Origin of the sequence: Pseudomonas sp. TNT2022 ID1044 (assembly GCF_028656895.1) — a bacterium.
GTDB classification, from domain to species: domain Bacteria; phylum Pseudomonadota; class Gammaproteobacteria; order Pseudomonadales; family Pseudomonadaceae; genus Aquipseudomonas; species Aquipseudomonas reinekei.
The window spans coordinates 960352-979268 of the sequence record NZ_JAMDHB010000001.1; the positions used below are offsets into that span (position 1 = coordinate 960352).

Genomic DNA, 18917 nt, shown 5'->3' on the forward strand with positions numbered 1-18917 from the left:
TATTGTCAGAAGCCGCTTTCGCGCATCAATACCGCCAGTACATAAGTCGCAGCGTCGGCGAGCACACTGCGCCGCTCACCCTCAATCTTCAGATGCCCGCGGGTTTCGCGCAGGCTCGGCAGGGGCTCATCGAGCTGAATCAACACCTGAAACAGCGCATTGCTCGGAATCAGCGCATGTTCGGCATTGGTCGTCGGTACGGGCCCGCCAAAGCGTGAAGACAGCATGCGGTGCGACAGCTGACTGGCGCGGGTGCTGCCGATCTGCACGACACGGCCGGACATCGGCGTGGTCTGGCCATCCGCATAGAAACGAACGTGATCCCCGATGGCCATGCGGTGTACCTGGTCCTGGGCGACATACGCATCGACCTGCCAACTCTGTGGGTCAATCAGTATGCCCAGCGACTCTTGGCGGCCGACCCATTGCCCGGCCTTCCAGTCGGGATTGACGTCGAGCCAGACCCCGGCAAACGGCGTCTGCAGGTTGAGTCGGGCGATTTCCGAACGGGCAGCGCGGGCCTCTTCGAATTGCACGTTGAGGCGCTGGCGGGTCACGGCGTCTTCGGCCAGGCCGCCGGGATCGGCAATCAGCCCGGACAGCCGCGCCTCGTAGCTGCGCGCGCTGGCTTCGCTGGTTTGCAGACGCGAGGCGATGTCCGGCTCGTCCAGGGTGATCAGCGTTTCCCCAGCCTTGACCGGGCCCTCCGGGTGAATCGATTGCAGGCGCGCCGGGTAGGGCGCATACACGCGCAACTGGTGCTCAGCACGGGCCACGCCGACCGCATCGATCTGTGTGCGCCATGGCATCGCCAGCCCCAGCAGTATCAACAGCAGCACCGCGTAAAACGCCACTTTGCGGCGGCCGGGAATCGCCGCACGGTTTTTCCACCAGTGACCCAGTTCGCGCATCACCGGCATCGCGATAAACCAAGACAGTTCGACCATGAACAGGAAAATCCCCAAGATCTTGAAGAAAAACAGATAGACCGCCAGCGCGATCCCCAGAAACAGCACCAACCGATAAATCCAGGTAATGATCGCGAAGGTCACCAGCAAACGCCGCTGACTTACAGGAAATGATTCCGGCCAGTCTTCCTGCAAGCCCAGCAGATTGCGCCGCAATGCGACCCGCGCGAGTGCTGAGGCGCGTTCGTGCAGGTTGGGGAAATCCAATAGGTCGGAGAGGATGAAGTAGCCGTCGAAGCGCATGAATGGGCTGGCATTCAGCGCCAGTGACAGCAACCAGCTCGTGGTCGCCAGATAGAGCAAGGCGTTGCGCAAAGCGCCGGGATCACACAAGGCCCAACCCAGCGTTGAGATTCCGGCCAGCGACAGTTCGGTGACAATCCCTGCTGAGGCAATCGCCAAGCGCTGCCGCGAGCGGCTGAGTTTCCAGCTCTCACCGGTGTCGGTGTAGAGCATCGGCCACATCACCACGAACGCAATGCCCATGTGCCCGACGCGCAAGCCCAAGCGCGTGGCGACCAGTGCATGGCCAAGTTCATGCAGGGTTTTGGCGACGATCAACGCGAGGGCGAAACTGAACAGGCCTTCGGTGGAAAACGACTCGACCACGGCGCTGGTGAACACGTCCCACTGCTGCAATACCAGAATAATCCCCAGCACGCTGAGACTCAGTACCAGCATCCCGGTCAGCGGATGAAACAACCAGCCCAAGGCGCGCGCCAGATTCTGCAGCGGCTTCTGCGGGCGCAGCAACGGGATACGGAAAAACAGGTAGTGGTGCAGCCACCAGCGCCAGGTTAGCCAGCCACCTTCTTCGCCTTTGGCCTTTAGGCGTTCCAGCGCCGCTGGGCCTGAGCGCAATAATTGATGCTGTTCGAGGAACTGGCGAAAATCCAGAACCTGCTCGACATCAGGCCTCAGCGCCGTACCTTCGGCAATCTGCTCGCTGATCTTGCGCGGTGACTGGCCCCAGCGCAGCAGGCACTCGAACTCGAGCCAGCCGATGCGGTAAAAGCGGTTGATCACCGTGTCTTGAATCACCCACGCCGGTTCACCGTTGCTGCCGTGGGCTGCTTCGCTCAGGCGCAAGTCTTCGCGCAGTGGCGGGACGGGCAGATCGGCAGGATCAAGCATTACCAGCCACTCCAGGCCCGCAACGTCGCCAACGGACGGCGCAGCAGGTAATAACCGAGCATCACCCGCCCGCCATAAATTTTCGCGGTGCCGTGCAGACCGAGGCGCGCGTGTTCCGGGGCGCCTTCGATGCTGGCGAGCAAGCGATAGGCGACCACGCCGTCATCGCCGGGGCGCGCCTGATAACTGGTTTCGAGGATTTCACCTTTGAGAGGCGTCAGCGGATACGCGGTCAGGAACAGCGTGACTTCGGCGCCGGGCTCCAGTGCGATGGCATCGGCCACCGCCAGCTGGATCAGCATCGCCGGTTGTGTCGGATCAGCTACTTGCATGATGCGTTCGCCCGTCACCACCGGTTTACCCAGCCAGTCATTGGGGTCGCTGAACACCGCGACGCCGCCGCGCGGAGACAAAACCTGCGTGCGCTTGAGTTGCGCCTGCACCGCCGCCAGTTCCGCCCGACGCTGTTGCGCGCGACCGGCCAGCAGGGTCAGTTCGCTTTTGCTTTGCGAGTTATCGAACGCCCTCTGACTGGCGGCCTGTAATTCTGCATCGGCCACGGCGACTTCCTTGCCGAGCACTTCGGCGCGGCTGCGCAGGGTGGTTTCGTCCAGCGAGAACAGCAATGTGCCAGCGTCGACCGGTTGATTCGGTCGAACCTGAATCTTTTCGATCACACCATCGATCGGCGAACTGATGATCTGCGCCTGCCGCGAGACGATTTCGGTCGGCGCCAATGCAGTCTGCCGTACCGGCAACAACAGCAAGGCGCCAATCACAATCAACGTCAGCAACAGTTGTTTGCGATTTGGTCGCCAGCGGCTGAAACGCTTGCGTCGCGTCAGCGCCGACCAGCAATACGCCCACGTGTTGACCAATCCCTTGAGGTGTTGCCACAACAAGGTCGGCGGTGCCTGCTCCAGCAACACGATCAACAACCCCAGGCGCTGATCGTCGCGATCCTGCACCGGCACGCACCACAGCCCCGTCGGCCACCACTCGTTCCAGCCTTCGGCGATATCCGGCGGTGGGGCAGTCACTTCCTGCGACAGCCAGACCGGTTCGCCAGCGGGAACCTGCGCGGATACCCAGCGACTGGCACGGCGTAGCCACACCAGATACGGCGAGTCCTCGCTGGGGCGCGACAGGCCCGAGACGTTCAGCAGTTCCAGTGACGACTCACGCTGAGCAAACACCAATGCCTGATGAAAGTGCAGCAACGGGTACAAGTCGTTGGCCATGCTGAATGCCAGCGCATTCAGTGAGTCGGCAGCCATGGCTTTGTCGCGCAGCGCGTCGAGCTCCAGGAGCAGGTTAGGGTGGGGCAGCGGCTCGTTCATGGTCATGGGCGTGCGGCTTGATCGAACTGTGCAGTGCCGCTCATGCCGGCCATCAGGTCCGGGTATTTGTTGTCGAGTCGGGCTTCCAGCTCGACGGTTTGCGCCACCGCATCGACGCGTGAGTTGATGCCGCTGACGTGAGCCGGATAGGTCTTGCCGGTTTCATGGATGCTGACTTGCAGCGGCATGCCGGGTTTGAGGTCTTTGAGCAGATTGGAAGGCACGTTGAGACGCACTTTGAGCGCGCCGTCACTTACAAGATCGAACAACGGAGTGCCGGCGGCCACGGTTTGGTAAGGCTTCACATACACCTTGGCGACGCGCCCGGAAAACGGCGCAAGCACCTGACAATAACTGCTCTGTGCCGCACCCATCGCCCGCGCGCCGGCCGCCTTTTGCACTTCGGTATTGGCCATCGACACTTCGATATCGCCGACGGCATTGAGCTGGCGCAACTGTTGTTTCGCTTGCAGATTCTGCTTGGCCATCGCCAGTTCGGCGGCGGCGACTTTGGCGCGGGCTTCGGCTTCATTGCAGTTGAAACGGGCGAGTACGGCGGACTTGGCGACCTGTTCGCCGAAGCCGGTTTTCAGTTCGCCCAGAGTGCCGGCCATCTGGCTGGACAGGGTGGTTTCCAGTTCGGCGGCAAGTAACACGCGTATCGCGCTGGCACTTTCCAGTGTGGGGGCAGAAGGACTTTCTTCGGCGTGGACGGGCAGGATCAGGCTGGCCAACAGCAGGGCCCCGAAACGGGACTCAAGGGCGATTTTGCGCATTCGGCTTTCCTTGCGAAGTGGCGGCGAGCAGGCGTTGTTGTTCTTGTTCATTTAATGTGCGCTGGATTTCCCGGGCCAGGGTCTTGATGTCGTGTTGTTGAATTTCTTTGGGCAATACGTCGAGGCCCACCGAGTTGTACATCCGCCCCCAGGCCGCCTGAGCGCTGGAAAACGCGGCTTCACGCTGATAACGCGAGAGCAGATAACGTCCCTCGGAGCGGATCACCTCCAGTTCCGAACCCAGCGCACCGGTCTTGGCCGCCTGAGCATAGTCGAGCAGGCTGCGATCGACGCGCAGGCTGTCTTCGGCAAACTCGACTTCCTGGCGCGCCAGTTGATAGCGCAGGGTGCCGACCCGTACCTGGGTGAGGATCGCCATCGACAGCGCTACGCGACGGGTGTCGTCGGTTTCGCTCTGGGATTTCTCGGCGGCGTTCAGCGAAGGCAATTGCAGCAGGCGGATCAGGTTCATCGACACTTGCAGGCCGGTGCTCATCCAGTCGTTGTTGTAGAGGTATTTGTTGGAGTCGTATTTGTAGCCGAAATCGACGCTGACGTTCGGCCACAACTGCGCCTTGGCGATCTCCAGATCCTTCTGGTTGACCCGTTTGCGGTACCACTCTTCCATGATTTCCGGGCGGTTCTCCAGCGACAACTGTTCCAGCCGCGCCATGCTTTGCCGCACCTCTGGCAGGGCCGGATCAGCCGTGTCGGCGAGTATCATTTTCGAGCCTGGCGGTAACGACATCAGTGCCGACAGTTCAGCCTGGGCGAACTCCAGATCCTGACGGCGTACGGTCAGCAGGTAGATCGAGTCGAGGAGGGCGCGTTGATAGGCGAGGATTTCCTGACGCGGCAGCAGGCCACGGGTTTCGGCCTCACGAGCCGAGGTCAGCGCGGTATGGGTGCGCATCAGCAATTTGTCGACTTCGGGCATCAGACGTTGGGCGCCGAGTGCGCGCCAGTAAGCGTTACGCACGTCCTGCAGAACGTTCTGCGCAACTTTGCGCCGACGCTCTTCGGCCATCAGGATCTGGTCGGATTTCTGCTGGGTGCGGTAATAAGCGACGCCGAAATCCAGCAGGCTCCAACTCAGACCCAAACCATACACTTCACGATAGCGTTCTTCCGAGGTCGATGGACGCAAGCTGACCTGGCGGTCTTCGATGCCGATCGAGGTACCGCCGGAATCGTTGTCACGGCCGGCGTAACCGGCCGAGGCGACCAGGCGCGGGAGCATCTCGTGACTGGATACGTCGCGCAGGTCCGAGGCCAGCGCGCTTTCCATCAGTTTGAGGCGGTAGTCGAGGTTGTATTTCAGTGCGCGGGCGGCGGCTTCGTAAAAGGTGATCGGTGCAGTAACCGGCTCCTGGCCGGAATACATGCGTGACTGGTCGGCAATGATCCGTTGGCGGTTTTCTTCGTCGGTGGAGGGTTTCGGTTCCGTTGATGAGCAAGCACTGAGCAACAGTGCAGAAGCGATGGCGGTACTGAGAAGCCGGGTCGCATGTAGTCGCATGTTCATTCCTTTGTATTCTTCGAATTTATTCTGTTCGACTGTTTGCACCATCACGGTTTGCCGGCCGCATCCGTTGGGCTGCATCGCGCAATTGCGCGCTGAAACCATTGGTTGACGGTTTTCCACGCTCTTTTTCAGCCGGCACCGGCCCATGGGTCAGATCCGCCGGGATCAAGGTGAACAGCGATGGATCGCTCAATAAACCATCGGCACTCAGGCTGGTACGGCCCTGACGCCCCTGGATCCAGAGCAGGTCAAGTTCGCTGTCGAGACGGCTTTCGCGCACCGCTAGCGCAACGAATTGCCCTGGCACCAGACCCAAGCCATTGGCCAGCGACTCACTCCGGAACTCACCCACCGACGCAAGACGGATTCTGCTGCCGTCCACCCCCATGGCCGTCAATTCGGATGCGGCAGCCGCGCGCTCGACCACCGGGGTGACGAAAACCGCTGGTTGTGGATCGGGAATCAGCAGGTTTGGGTTTTGACTGGTGTTATCTCGCTCGAAGAAATTGCCCCCGGGTGCAGGAATGAAGGGTGTGGCGATGTCGAGCGTGATCAGCAGTTCGGCCTGGTCACTGGCGCCGTTGCGGTCATTGATGGTGTAGGTGAACACGTCTCGCAGGATTTGCCCGAGACCGGCGGCGGCCAGCACGGCCGGATTGTTCTGGTCGATGGTGTAGGTGTAGCTACCGTCGGCGTTCAGCACCAGCGTCCCGTACAGACCGATGATCGGCTGACCAATGACGCCAGCACTGCCGGACTCGGCCTCTCCACCGGTGCGCACGCCGACCACTACCAGGCTGTCATTGGCGTCGACGTCGCCATCGTTGGGCAGCACGTTGCCAGTGGTTTGCGGTGCGGGAGCCTGATCGCTGGCGAACCCGCTGTCGTTCTGCGCGACCGGCGCGTCGTTGGCCCCCTGGATCACCACGGTCAGGCGCGCGTCTGAGGTCGCACCAGCGGTGTCGATCATGCGGTAGGTGAAGGTTTCACTGAGCGTTTCACCGGCGGTGCGCAACGCCTGGACCACCGGATTGTTGTTGTCGATGACATAGGTGTAGCTGCCGTCGGCGTTCAGCGTCAGTTGTCCGTACACACCGATCAGCACTTGCCCGGCGCCGGTCGACTGGCCGGCCTGATTGCTGACGCTCTGTACCTGTTTGCTTTCGCCATTGGCGACGCTGTCGACGTCCGTATCGTTGTCCAGCACATTGCCAGTGGCATTGCTGCCCGCGGTGCCATTGTTGACGCCGCCGGCCTCGACGGCAGTCGCGTTGTCATCGACGGCAACCGGGGTGTCGTTGCGGCCATCGACGGTGATGCGCAACTCGGCAATGCTGGTGTCGCCCCAGCGGTCTTCGATGGTGTAGCTGAAGACTTCGTTGAGGGTCTGGCCACTTTGGCGCAAGGCCTGCACGACAGCGAGGCTGTTGTCGACGGTGTAGGTGTAGCTGCCGTCGGCATTGATCAGCAGATCGCCGTACAAACCGCGTAATGACGTGCCGACGCTGCCCACCGTGCCGATATCGTTGATGCTGCCGGTGTGGATGCCGATCACAGACAGTGGGTCGCTTTCTGCATCGGTATCGTTGCTCAAGACATTGCCAACCGGGTCGATTCCCGGCTCGGAATTGTTGCTGCCGCCAGCCTCGACCGCTGTTGCGGTGTCAGTATTGGCCTCAGGCGCCGAGTTACGGCCGCGGATGATGACGTTGATTTGCGCCAGATCGTTTTGCCCGCCGAGGTCGGTGACCTGATAGGTGAAGTGTTCGTTGAGGAACTGCAGTGGCCCCAGCGCCAGGACCGCCGCGTTGCTGGAGTCGAGGTTGTAGGTGAAGCTGCCATCGGCGCCAATGATCAATTGCCCGTAGAGCCCGTTGATCAGCGTGCCATTGCCGTTGTCGGTGCCGGCAGTGACCCCGGCCAGGGGGCCGCCGGCGGCTTCGGTGCCGAAGCGAATACCCGTGACGGTTTTGCTGTCGCCCTGATCGACGTCGGTGTCGTTGGGCAGCACGTTGCTGCTCGGATTGACGCCATTGCCATTGCCGTTATCAGCCACGGCCAGCACGGTATCGTTGGCCGCTACTGGCGCGTCCCATGCGCCGTCGATGCGGATACTCAACTGTGCGGTGTCGGTCGCACCGGCAATGTCGCGCATGCGATAGGTGAAGGTTTCCACCAGCGAATCGCCGACTTTAAGCGCCTGAACCGCCGCCAGTGTGTTGTTGATCACGTAGCTGTAAGTGCCGTCGGTATTGATGGTCAGCGTGCCGTACAAACCGTTGAAGGTTTGCGCACCACCGACGGTCGTGAAGGTCCCGCCAGCGGCTTCACCGCCGGTACGAATACCGGTCAGCAGCTTGGCGTCATTGGCATCGACATCGGCGTCGTTGGTCAGGACATTGCCGCTCGGACTCACCCCCGGCGTGCCGTTGAAGGTGCCGCCGGCTTCGACCGCGACGGCACTGTCGTCGGCGGCAATCGGGTTGTCGTTGGCACCGTCAATAGTGATGGTCAGTGTCGCGGTGCTGGTAGCACCGGCGAGGTCACGGATCTGATAAGTGAAGGTTTCTGTCAGGGTTTGGACATTGGTGCGTAGCGCCTGGACCAGTGCGTTGCTGTTATCGACCAGATAGCTGTAGCTGCCGTCGGCGTTCAGGGTCAGTTGGCCATAAGCGCCGTTGAACCCGCTGCCGATGACGCCGATCGAGGCGCCCTGATTGACGGCGATGACGCTGAGCGTTTCGCCGTTAGCGTCGACATCAGTGTCATTGCTCAGCACATTGCCGCTCGGATTGCTGCCTGGTGTGGTGTTGTTCAGGCCTCCGGCTTCGGTGGCCGTGTTGATATCGTCTTGCGCGACCGGGGTGTCGTTGCGGCCTTGAATATTGATGTTCAGCGTGGCGCGATCGGTTGCACCGGCCGCATCCATCACCTCGTAACTGAATGAGTCGAGCAAGCTGTTGCCGACGCGCAAGGCTTGAACGGCCGCCAGGCTGTTGTCGAGGCGATAGCTGTAGCTGCCGTCGGCATTCAGCGTCAGCCAGCCATAAGTGCCACGCAATTCCGCGCCCAGCGTGCCGGCGGATCCGCTGCCCGATTCAGTGCCGGTGCGCACCGACGACACCGCGCGGGTTTCGCCATAGGCATGGTCGGGCAGGTCAGCCGGGACTTCGCCGCCGTCGACGTCGGTGTCGTTAGTCAACACGTTGCCGGTAGGATCCTGGCCCGGCTGGCTGTTGTTCAATCCACCGGCTTCGATCGCTATGCCTGAGTCGTCACCAGCCACCGGGTTATCGTTTTGCCCGCGAATCAGCACGATGATTTCTGCAGTGTCGATTTCTGGCGTCGCATTGCCATCGCTGACCGTATAGGTGAAGCGCTCCGACAGCAGATCACTGCTGCGGCGCAATGCCTGCACGTCGAGGTTGCTGTTGTCGACCTCATAAACGTAGCTGCCGTCGGGGAAAATCGTCAGCGTGCCGTACAGCCCGGCGATCACCGTGCCGCCGATATTCACTGCTATCGGCGTCCCCGGATCGCCAGTGGCGCCGGTTTTGATGAGCGTGACGGTCAGATCATCACCGTCGGGATCGGTGTCATTGGCCGTCACGTCACCAGACGGGTTGACGCCCGGCGTGGCGTTGCCAACACCGCCCTGTTCGGTAGCGAGCGCAATCACGTCTTGCGCCACGGGTGGATCGTTGACGCCGCGTACGGTAATCACCAGTTGCGCGGTGTCGGTCAGCCCGGTGGTATCGGTAACACGATAAGTGAAGAACTCGGTCAGCGTCTGGCCTGACGCCAACGCCTGTACCGCAGCGTTGGTACTGTCCACGTCATAGAAGAACGAGCCGTCGGCGCCGATGCGCAAGGTGCCGTAGAGCCCCACCACCACGGTGCCGTTAGCCGACGTGGTGCCTGTAGCGACGCCGCTGAGGACATCGACAGCGGGGTTGTAGCTGGCCTCACTTTTGTTGATCACGCCGTTGACCAGCAACTGACTGCTGGGCTGGTCGTTGGCATCGACGTCCTGATCGACGCCGTTGCCGCCCGGTTGGGTGATCGTGCCGGGGCGACTCGGGAACTGCACGACGTTGCCGCTCGGATTGCTTTCCGAGGCATTACCGTTGGTGGAGGCTGCTTGCGCCGTAGCGGCGTCGTCGCTGGCCAGCGGATTGTCGTTGGCACCCTGAATCACAATGCGCAATTGCGCGACGTCGTTCAGGCCGCCAGTGTCGGTGAGCCGATAACTGAAAAACTCCACCAGTTGCTGACCGGCACTCAAGCGTTGCACGGCGTCGCTGGCGTTATTGACGACGTAGCGATAAGTGCCGTCGGGATTGATGGTCAAGGTGCCATAAAGGCCCGCAACCACAGTGGCAGCGTTGACATCGGTGAACTCGCCAGTGCCTGCTTCAGCCACCGGGCGCACGCCGGTCACGCTGCGGGTTTCGCCGTTGGCGGCGCTGTCGACGTCAGTATCGTTGGTCAACACGTTACCGGTGGCATCGCTGCCCGCCGTGCCGTTGTTGACCCCACCGGCCTCTACCGCAACGCCGTCGTCATCGACACCTTGCGGCGTGTCGTTGGCGCCTTGAATGGTCACGGTCAATGTGGCCGTCGAGGTCTCCCCGGCAAGGTCGGCGAGGACGTAGTTGAAGTTGTCCTGCAAGGTCTGGCCCGAGAGGCGCAGCGCCTGCACGGCTGCGTTGCTGTTATCGACCACATATTGGTAGGTGCCATTGCTGCTGATGACCAACTGACCGTAGAGCCCGTTGATCACGGTGACACCGGCCAGCGGTATCTGTGCGCCAGCGCCAGGGGCGACGGATACAACCTGCAGTTGATCGGCATTGGTGCCGATGTCGACGTCGGTGTCGTTGCTCAGCACATTGCCGCGCGGGTCGATACCGGCGGAGGCATTGTTATTGCCGCCCGCTTCGAGCGCCGTGGCGGCGTCGTTGACGCCCACCGGGGTGTCGTTGACCGCGGCAAGGATGATTTGCAGCGTATCGGAGTCGGTCAGGGCATCGGCGCCAGTGCCGGGAATGCCGTCGCCATCGGCATCACCGTAGTTGCCGAGGTCGTTGCTGAGCACGGTGAGGGTGTCGGTGCCGTTGAAGTTGGCGTTGCCCAAATAGCGCAGGCTGGCCAGTGCCGTGTTGATGTCGGCCAGGTTGCCGGTCAGTGTCAGGCCGGCGGTATTGGCGCCTATGACGGTGACACCGGGCACTGTCGCACCGAGGAACAACGTGCCTTGGGTGACTGTGAGGATGACGCTGATCGCGCGGTCGTTGAGGTTCGGGTCACGGTCGGCATCAAGGTCGGCAACACTGATGCCACCGATATTCAGCACCACATCTTCCTGGCCGTTCTGCGTGCCGGGGAGGGTGTTGACCGGCGCGTCGTTGAGTTCGACGTAACCGGCATTCGCGCTTTGCGTGTCGGCGTCGCCGAGGGTGATGGTGATCTGGCCGAGGGTGCCGGCATCGCTGTCGACCCGCACGCGCAAATCACCCAGCGGTTGCGGATAACTGACCAGCCCGGCGGGTACGTCGATGCGGAATACGCCCAGCGGCAAAACGCCAAAGCGGTATTGGCCGTTGGCGTCAGTCACGGTGGTGAATTGCAGGTTGTCGGCGCCGGTGTCGAGCAAGCCGTCGGCGCCGGCCCAGGTCAGGGTAACGGTTTGCCCGGCCAGCCCGGCCCCGTCCGGGGTGGCGCTGGCTGTCGGGCTGGCGGTGTCGTTCCACAAGGTGCCGGTGATGACGCCGAGCCCGGCGTTGTCGCGCAAAATGTACTGGTTCGGGCCCACTGTGCTGCCGGTCCGTTCACCCGTGGTGCTGCCGTCGACCCCGACGCTGTCGCCGCCCCAACTGGTGAAATCCTCGGGCAGGCTGCTCCAGGTCAGTGTCGCGTTGCTGCTGGCGACGATGCTTGAGTTGGGCAGATCGACCGAGTAACGCACCTGGATCTGCGCGCCGATATCCAGTTGATCAAAGTTGACACTCAAACCGCCGGTGGTGCTGAAAGTGATCCCGGCCGGAAGGTTGCCCGGCCCATAGGTCACGCCATTGACGCTCACGCTCAGCAGCGTGTAATTACTGCCGCCGGCAAAGCTGTCGCTGACTTGCGCATCGAACGCCGGCAGACCGCCGTTCTGGGTAAAACTCAGTTGCACCGTAGCGTTGCCGGTCGTTCCGCTCGGGTTCGGATTGAAGGTGACGATTTGTTTGTCGAGGCCGCTGAAGCTCGGCTCGACCACGCGCTCGAACACCGTGTCGCTGACCGCGCGACCTGCGCCGCCGACAATCTCCCGCGCAGTCACGGCCAGTTGCTCGCCGGCAATGTTGGTGGCGATGTTGGTCACCCGCACGTTGAATTCGATGGAAATGCCTTCGAGGTCGTCATCGTCGCCATTGCCGTTGACCACATTGCCGAGGTCGAACGTCACCACCTGGCTGCCGTCGGGGTTGGTGACGATGATCAGTCGGCCTGGATCGAAAATGCCCTGCGGCGCCAGTCCGGAGAGATCCGAGGTGATGGGCAACGCCTCCGGGCTGTTCTCGTTACCGTTGATGTTGAGTGTGCCGCCGACGATGAGGTTGGCGTCGCTGGTCAGCCCGCCGTTGGAAATGAACGCGATGCGCAACGCATTGACCAGCGCATCCGGCGAGATGAACTGCAAGCCGTTGGCCAGGGTGATCTGTACCTGATAGTTGGGGTTGTTGCCCTCGGGCACCAGTACCACCACGCGATAGCGAATCACTTCGCCGACGGTCACTTGCTCGACCGCCCCCGTGGTCGGGTTGGGAGCAGCAGTGTCCGGCAGACCACCTACGCGGGAGATCTCGATGGCCTGGGCCACGGGAATCAGCAGGGTCGAAAGGTTACGATAATCGTTGAGCGTGCCGCCATTGAGGGTGCCGTCGACACCGGTTCGTTCGTCCGCAATACCGCCGTCGAGGCTGGTCCACTGCACGCTGGCGACGTTGGTGATACTCGATAGCGCCGCCGCACTGGCGTTGACCACGCCGCTCAGTTGCAGAACGATACTGCCGCCCTTGCTGATGTCGATATTGGCGCCAGTGGCGGTTCGCAACTGGCCCCCGACGATTTCGAAAGCGACGCCGCCGTTGTTGGTTGCACCATTCTGATACAGCACGCCGACCAGCGTGACATTACTCAACTGAGTGGGCAGGGTGTCGAGGAAACTGATGTCGAAGGCACTGAAATCGGTGCTGCCATTGCCGTTGCTGATGGTGATATTGAACGTCACCGTGTCGCCTTCGTCATAACCACCAAGACCGGAGGTGGATGTGATCACCTGATTGATTTGCAGGGTTGGCTCGCGCACGGTCACGGTCGGCTGGCCGCCGGTAAGGGCGACGTTGCGATCAAGGGCGACGGCACCATTGGGTGTGTCGCTGTCAGGATCGCTGTAGACCAGTTGCGCGTTGTTTTGCAGCGAGACATTCGCCTGGTTGGCGATGACGTTGTTGGCCACCAGTTGCAGGCGAATCACGAACGTGTTGTTGCCGGTCTGGTTGTCCGCCGACACGCTGGAGACGCTGAACGTCCAGCGCCCGTCCACGCCATCGGCGCCCAGTGTGCCGCCAATCCCGGCGAAACCGCTGACCAGCACGCTGCCGGCGAAATCCGCACCGAGTGCGCCACTGTCGGCGCGGGTGGTGATGATCTGATAGCCCTGGCCGTTGTTGAAACTGGTATCCAGGCGCATGCCCGCAGGTATCAGGTCCTCGATGCGCAGGTTTTGCGTGGTGCCTTCGGGCAGGGTGATGACGATGTCGTAGCGCATGCTTTCGCCAATCACCAGATCGCTGCCGGTGGTGTGACTGGCGCTGGAATCGCCAGCATCGAGCGTACCGTCGGCAAAGACCTTGTTGATCACTGGCGCGGCAACCAGTTGATTGGCCAGATCGGTGAGGTCGGTGGGGGTGAAATCGTTGCCGCCGTTGACGCTGGCGTAATTCGTCAACGCTGCGCTGGTCTGCAAGGTGCGGCTGGCCTCAATGGTGGCGCTGACGACGACGTCGTAACTGATCACCACCACATTGGCGCCGCTGGTGTCGGCAGCCGTGCCGCTGCGCCCAGCGAGAAGGGAGGCCTGGCCGCCGGCATCGAGGAAGGTGATCTGGTTGCCGCTGACGCTGTAATCGGTGCCAAGCACCAGCAGGGTGCCGTCGCCGCGATAGATCTGCAGATTGGCCGCCGCCAGGCTGCCGCCGACAAAACTCAATCCGCCGGGCAGGGTAATGGCGGTGCTGACATCGAATGCGCCGCCCCCACCGGTATTCTCAATCGCGGTCACCAGGCGCAGTTGGTCAGCACCGTCGATATTGCTGATGTTGCCGTCCACGGCTGACAGATCGGTGATGCTGCCGTTGAACGGCACGCCGCTGCTGCCCGGCGGATTCCAGCTGCCGGTGGTGCCAGTGACCGTCCCGTTGGAGCCGGACACCACGCCGTGCTTGATGCCCAGCACCGGTTCGGCCACGGAAACAATCGCCACTACGTCGGAGGAAATCAACGTGCGGTCGGTGAGGGTGGTCTGCTGTGTCGATTGGGCCAAAACGTCCAGGGAGCGCTGGTCGGCAAAGGGTTGATCGCCAACCCTCACGGTAAACCGGACAACGATCCGGCTGCCGGTGGTGGTGCTGGTCGCGAAGCTGCCGAAGTCGAACACTACCGAGTTGCCATCGGCACTGGTCACGCTGATCACGCCGCCCGCGTTGGTGTTGCCCGGTCCAAGCTGCCACTGGCCGACATCGCTGCCAGAACCCCAGGTAACTCCTGTGACATTGAACAGCGGCAGCGGTAGATAAGCCGTGAGTTTGAATTGCTCGTAGTCGCCGGTGACCAGGTCATAGCTCAGTTCAAAAGTCACTTCATCGCCGGGACGCAGTTCGCCGTTGCCCGGTGGTGTGCCGTTATTGACCTCAACCAGACTGATATCGACGTTGCTGGTGGGCACAACGCTGGTGGTCGCGGAGCCGTCGGTTTCGCTCTGTCCGGTGAGGTTGAACTGGTCAACCAGCAGCGTGCCGTCCACCGTGGCGGTGTTGCCCAGTTCATCGCCCTCGTTGATGTCCGGATGCGGATTGCCTGAAGGCGGTTTGTAGGTCTGGCCGACAATCGCCGAATAGCTCAGCACGGCGACTACCGCGCCTTGCAACGTCTCGTCAAAAGCCAGGTCGCCGTTGAGCCAGCCACGCACGTTGTTGAACGCATTGCGCAGCGACTGGGCAATGTCGAACACCATCGAGGTCGTGCCATCGGCATTGTCGACCACGCTGGTGACCAGCGTGATGGTCTGTACCACGCCGTTGATGGTCACGGTAAGCGTCGGGGTGCCGCTGAGGGTCTGGCCGTCGCTGAGCTGATCGCGAATGACCAACTGGCCCTGATTGAAGAAGTCCTTGCCGAAGGCGAAGTAGTCGGAAATCGCCAGATTCAGGGTGTATTGCAGCGTATCGCCGGGGCTGATACCGGTGTGGCCGATGTCGGTCTGCATCGTCGCGGTTTTCAGCAGGGTGATCGACTTGGCGATGAACTGCGTGGTTTGACCGGTGCCGCTGAAATCAATGGTGGTGTTCGGTGCGGTGACGTCGCGCGGGTCCAGTGGTACCCATTGCCCCGAAGCACTCGGCGCCCCGAGGGTCACTGTCACCGCATCGCCGGTCACCGGGTTGATGACGGGCTGGCCGTTGGCATCGACTTCGGGCACATAGAACGCGACCACCGTATCGGTCGTGCCGGTGAGGCTGGCGTACTCGACGGTAAACGAGTTGATGTAGACGTCGTTTGCCGCAATCAACACGGCGATTTGTGCCGCGCCGGTCACCACCGTGCCGTCGTGAAGGGTAATGGAAGTCACCTGCCCGCCGGCGCCGGGGGTGATGGAGTTGACCTGAATATTGTCTGGCAGCGGTTGGGTGATGATGACATTGGTCAGGGTCTGGCCCGGCGCCGGCGTCGCCGACAGGGTCAGCGTGCGCACGTAGTTGGGACCAGTGGCGGTTTCACCCTCAGGGGTATTAATGGTTTCGCTGACCGTGATAACTGTCGGATGCACCACGAATGCGGCGCTGCCAGCCTGAATCAGACTCGGGTCGTTGGTCGGGTTATCGAGCGCATCATTACCAAACTGGAAGCCACCACTGGCGCGAATGGTCAGATCAGGCGTGCCGTTGGAGAACGCCGTGTCAGCAAGATTGCTCAGGCTGGCGGTGATCTGCACGCCAATCACCGGTTGTTGATTGGTAACGCTGGCGAATGGCAGATCGATGACCACCAGTTTGTCGCCGGCGCGCATGCCATAGGTCGCCGCGTTAATGATCAGGAAGTTGCCGTTGGCGTCCTTCGCCAGCGGATGCGTGGCGTTACCGTTGGCGTCGAAAGTAACCACGTGACTGGTCAGGGTTTGCCCAAGATACGTGGCGGAGATGAAGTTGACGCCGTCGTCGCCATCCCTGCCAGTCGATGGCATGGCCAGATTGATGAACGGGGCAAACCCGGTTTGTGTCGAAGCATTAGTGAAATTCACGGTGAAGGTGAAGCTATCTCCCAGCAACACGTCGCTGCCGCCGGTTGATACCACGGCGGTGGGTGCAGCATCGGCGAGCAATCCGTTGAAACTCTCCATCGCAAGGCCGCTGATGGCGATGCTCTTATCGATATCGCCGACTCTGGTTTCTAACGCCCAGTCACCGCCAGCCTTGGTGCTGCCGGTGTCGTTACTGGAAGCGGCCACATCGGCACCCGTCCAGCGCGCGAGTTCGGTTACCAGGGTTTGCCCGGCCGCACCGGCACCGACGTCACAGCCATACAACTGGATGTCCGCACCTTCGGTGAGGTTGGCGCGCCATTGTTCGAGGTTTTTTGCCAAGGAGTCGACGTTGTCCGAGCTGATCGTTCGATTGCCCAAGGTAAATTGTCCGGACGCACCGTGGGACATGACCTGAATCGAGTCGACCTTGCCCAGTTGCGCAAGGGCAGCGGAAATCGCTGCGAGACCATCCTCACCTGCATTCACCACAATAGCGGTGACATTACCGGGCAATTGCGCAAGTAACTGGTCGCGGTTTTCAATGCGGCTGTCAATCACCAACAAACTGCGCGCGGCAGAAGGCGCTTGATCGGTGGCGGCTCGGCCTTCAGTAGGCGTAGCGTGAGGGCCTTGCGCTTCTACCGCAGCAGGCTGGGCGGCAGGGTCACTGTGATGCTGATCGACCGTCGCTGAGGCCGCGGCCCCATCGAACAGGATTCTTGGCTCCAATGCCAACGACTGACGCTGCGGACGTAGATGTGCCCCGCAAAATCCACCCCGTGAACCATTCATGATCGGCCCTCTTGCTACGTGCTGAATCATTCCATTGAATGCCGACGCATCGCGACGAACAGATTAAGCGTAGGAGTAGCTGGGTTTTTTACCAAACCATCCGCGGTGATCTGTGCTTTTTGGGGACGTACGGCCCAGCCTCTTTTGTCGGATGATTCAAAACCGCCAGACCAGCCCCCCACCTATTACATGCAGCGCTGCGTTCTTGTACTCGCCGGACACGGAGCCACCAGAACGGGACTTGGTCTGTTGTACCTCCATGTCTGCGAGGTAGACCAAGGTGTAGCTCATGTGCATGTCGAGGTTTTCCTGCAGCGCATAGTTGAATCCGGTTGCCAACCGCCACGACTCGTTCATCGGGTTATCGACCGTGCGATCCTTGTCTTCGACGGCGGAGGAGTCATAGGCGACGCCGACATTCCAGCGCAGCTTAGGGTTGATCTGGTTTTGCGCGCCGAGGGAAACGTGCCAGGTGTCCTTGTATTGCCGATCGGCAGTGCGTGAAGTCGATGCAGCATCGGTGTCGACCTCGACACCCACCTTGCCGAAGTCACTCCAGTCTTGCCAGCCGAGGCTACCCAGTAATGTCCATTGAGGATCGAGCTGGTAGGAAACACTGGTGGTGACTGTTTGAGGAACATTCATGTCAATGCTCAGTTGGTCGACGTCAACACGGTTCAGCGCGAATCGGAGCAGGGGGTTGGTGATGTTTTTCAACTCGGGTCGGTCTTCGAACTCCAGCTTGACCTTGCTCGTCCATGCAACGCCGAGCCTGGTCCGATCATTGAGGTTGTAGAGCAAACCGATATTCGCGCCTGTACCCCAGTCTGTGTCCTTGTAGCGCAACTGGCCGTCGTCGGCGTTGCCCAGCCCCAGCACGTTGTTATTGACCGCTACTTCAGTGCGGAAGTAGCCCAGCATGAAGCGAGGCCCGAAGCCGATCGATAAGTCATCTGAAATTTTATAAGCATAGGTCGGCTGGAATGACACACCGATAATGGCCGACTCCTGAGTGAAATATCGTCCTGCCCAGTCGTCGTCATAATCCAGTGCCAGACCGAAGTTGCCATACATACCGAAGCCGATTGTCGATCGATCATCAAGTTCATGGCTGATGAAAAAACTGCTGCCTGGCAGATATTTCAGTGCGTTGCCGCCTTCGTTGCCACTGAAGGTGTTGGCGCTGTCGCGGGAAAAACTCAGGTCACCGAGGATCACTTGGGCATTGAAGTTGATCTGCGTGCCAGCCAACTGACTGATGCCGGCCGGGTTGGTCATCAGCACACTCGGGTCAGTGGCCAGCACCGCCGACCCGGCGTTCGCGAGGCCCGTGCCCTCATGACCTGCTTCGTAAATCATGATACCGCCCGCCTGGGCGGACAGGCTGCTGACGAATAAACCTGTGGCGCCAAGCAACGACAGGGTTGCACGTACTGAGTTTCTGCTGGTGAACGGCGATCCGGAGCGGCGCAAATCCTTGGCTGACATGAGGGTCTCTCTCCTTACTGGGCGGCAGGGCAACCGTTGCTGGAGTTGCTGGCAGTGCGGCCCACTAACGCTGCCAGACGTTTGTCGTTGTTTTGCTGAGCCGCAACCAGATCATCAATGCGGATGCAGGATGCTGCGGCAGTTCAGCGCACGAGGTCCGTCAGCACCACGCAAGCGCCAATTCGCGTCCATCAATGCGTATTGGCCAGGAACCGAATCGAAGCGCTGTACCTCACGCGCAGTAACACCTTCCAATCGGATACGCTCGGCGGACTTTAGAGACTGGAAAAACTTCATTGAGGATAGAAGCGCTTCACGGTTCAG

General features: G+C 61.1%; 6 protein-coding genes and 1 pseudogene. All 7 read right to left on the reverse strand.

The window, feature by feature from the left end; translation table 11 throughout:
• Window positions 1-5: 5 nt before the first annotated feature.
• Window positions 6-2102, reverse strand: coding sequence for an HlyD family efflux transporter periplasmic adaptor subunit (locus M5G20_RS04185; protein ID WP_273918033.1), 2097 nt, complete (start codon window positions 2100-2102; stop codon window positions 6-8).
• A complete protein-coding gene (locus M5G20_RS04190) occupies window positions 2102-3448 on the reverse strand; it encodes an efflux RND transporter periplasmic adaptor subunit (RefSeq protein WP_273918034.1) in 1347 nt (448 codons plus the stop codon). Before M5G20_RS04190 ends, M5G20_RS04185 begins: the two co-directional genes overlap by 1 nt.
• The gene (locus tag M5G20_RS04195; RefSeq protein ID WP_273918035.1) at window positions 3445-4218 is read right to left on the reverse strand and encodes an efflux RND transporter periplasmic adaptor subunit; all 774 of its coding nucleotides are present in this window, start codon (window positions 4216-4218) and stop codon (window positions 3445-3447) included. The genes M5G20_RS04190 and M5G20_RS04195 overlap by 4 nt, the downstream gene beginning before the upstream one ends.
• Window positions 4199-5737, reverse strand: a complete 1539-nt coding sequence (locus M5G20_RS04200) for a TolC family protein (protein ID WP_273918036.1) — start codon at window positions 5735-5737, stop codon at window positions 4199-4201. Before M5G20_RS04200 ends, M5G20_RS04195 begins: the two co-directional genes overlap by 20 nt.
• Before the next feature lie 25 nt (window positions 5738-5762).
• Window positions 5763-17105, reverse strand: coding sequence for a VCBS domain-containing protein (locus tag M5G20_RS04205; protein WP_273918037.1), 11343 nt, complete (start codon window positions 17103-17105; stop codon window positions 5763-5765).
• A gap of 156 nt (window positions 17106-17261) precedes the next feature.
• Window positions 17262-18593, reverse strand: a complete 1332-nt coding sequence (locus M5G20_RS04210) for an OmpP1/FadL family transporter (protein ID WP_273918038.1) — start codon at window positions 18591-18593, stop codon at window positions 17262-17264.
• 14 nt (window positions 18594-18607) lie between these two features.
• Window positions 18608-18827, reverse strand: a pseudogene (locus M5G20_RS04215) (ABC-type transport auxiliary lipoprotein family protein); the annotation flags it as partial.
• Window positions 18828-18917 lie beyond the last annotated feature (90 nt).

Bases quoted from the DNA above. Each gene is read 5' to 3' on its own strand.
- M5G20_RS04185 (WP_273918033.1), bottom strand. From the start codon at position 2,102: ATGCTTGATCCTGCCGATCTGCCCGTCCCGCCACTGCGCGAAGACTTG.
- M5G20_RS04195 (WP_273918035.1), bottom strand. From the start codon at position 4,218: ATGCGCAAAATCGCCCTTGAGTCCCGTTTCGGGGCCCTGCTGTTGGCC.
- M5G20_RS04190 (WP_273918034.1), bottom strand. From the start codon at position 3,448: ATGACCATGAACGAGCCGCTGCCCCACCCTAACCTGCTCCTGGAGCTC.
- M5G20_RS04200 (WP_273918036.1), bottom strand. From the start codon at position 5,737: ATGCGACTACATGCGACCCGGCTTCTCAGTACCGCCATCGCTTCTGCA.
- M5G20_RS04210 (WP_273918038.1), bottom strand. From the start codon at position 18,593: ATGTCAGCCAAGGATTTGCGCCGCTCCGGATCGCCGTTCACCAGCAGA.
- M5G20_RS04205 (WP_273918037.1), bottom strand. From the start codon at position 17,105: ATGAATGGTTCACGGGGTGGATTTTGCGGGGCACATCTACGTCCGCAG.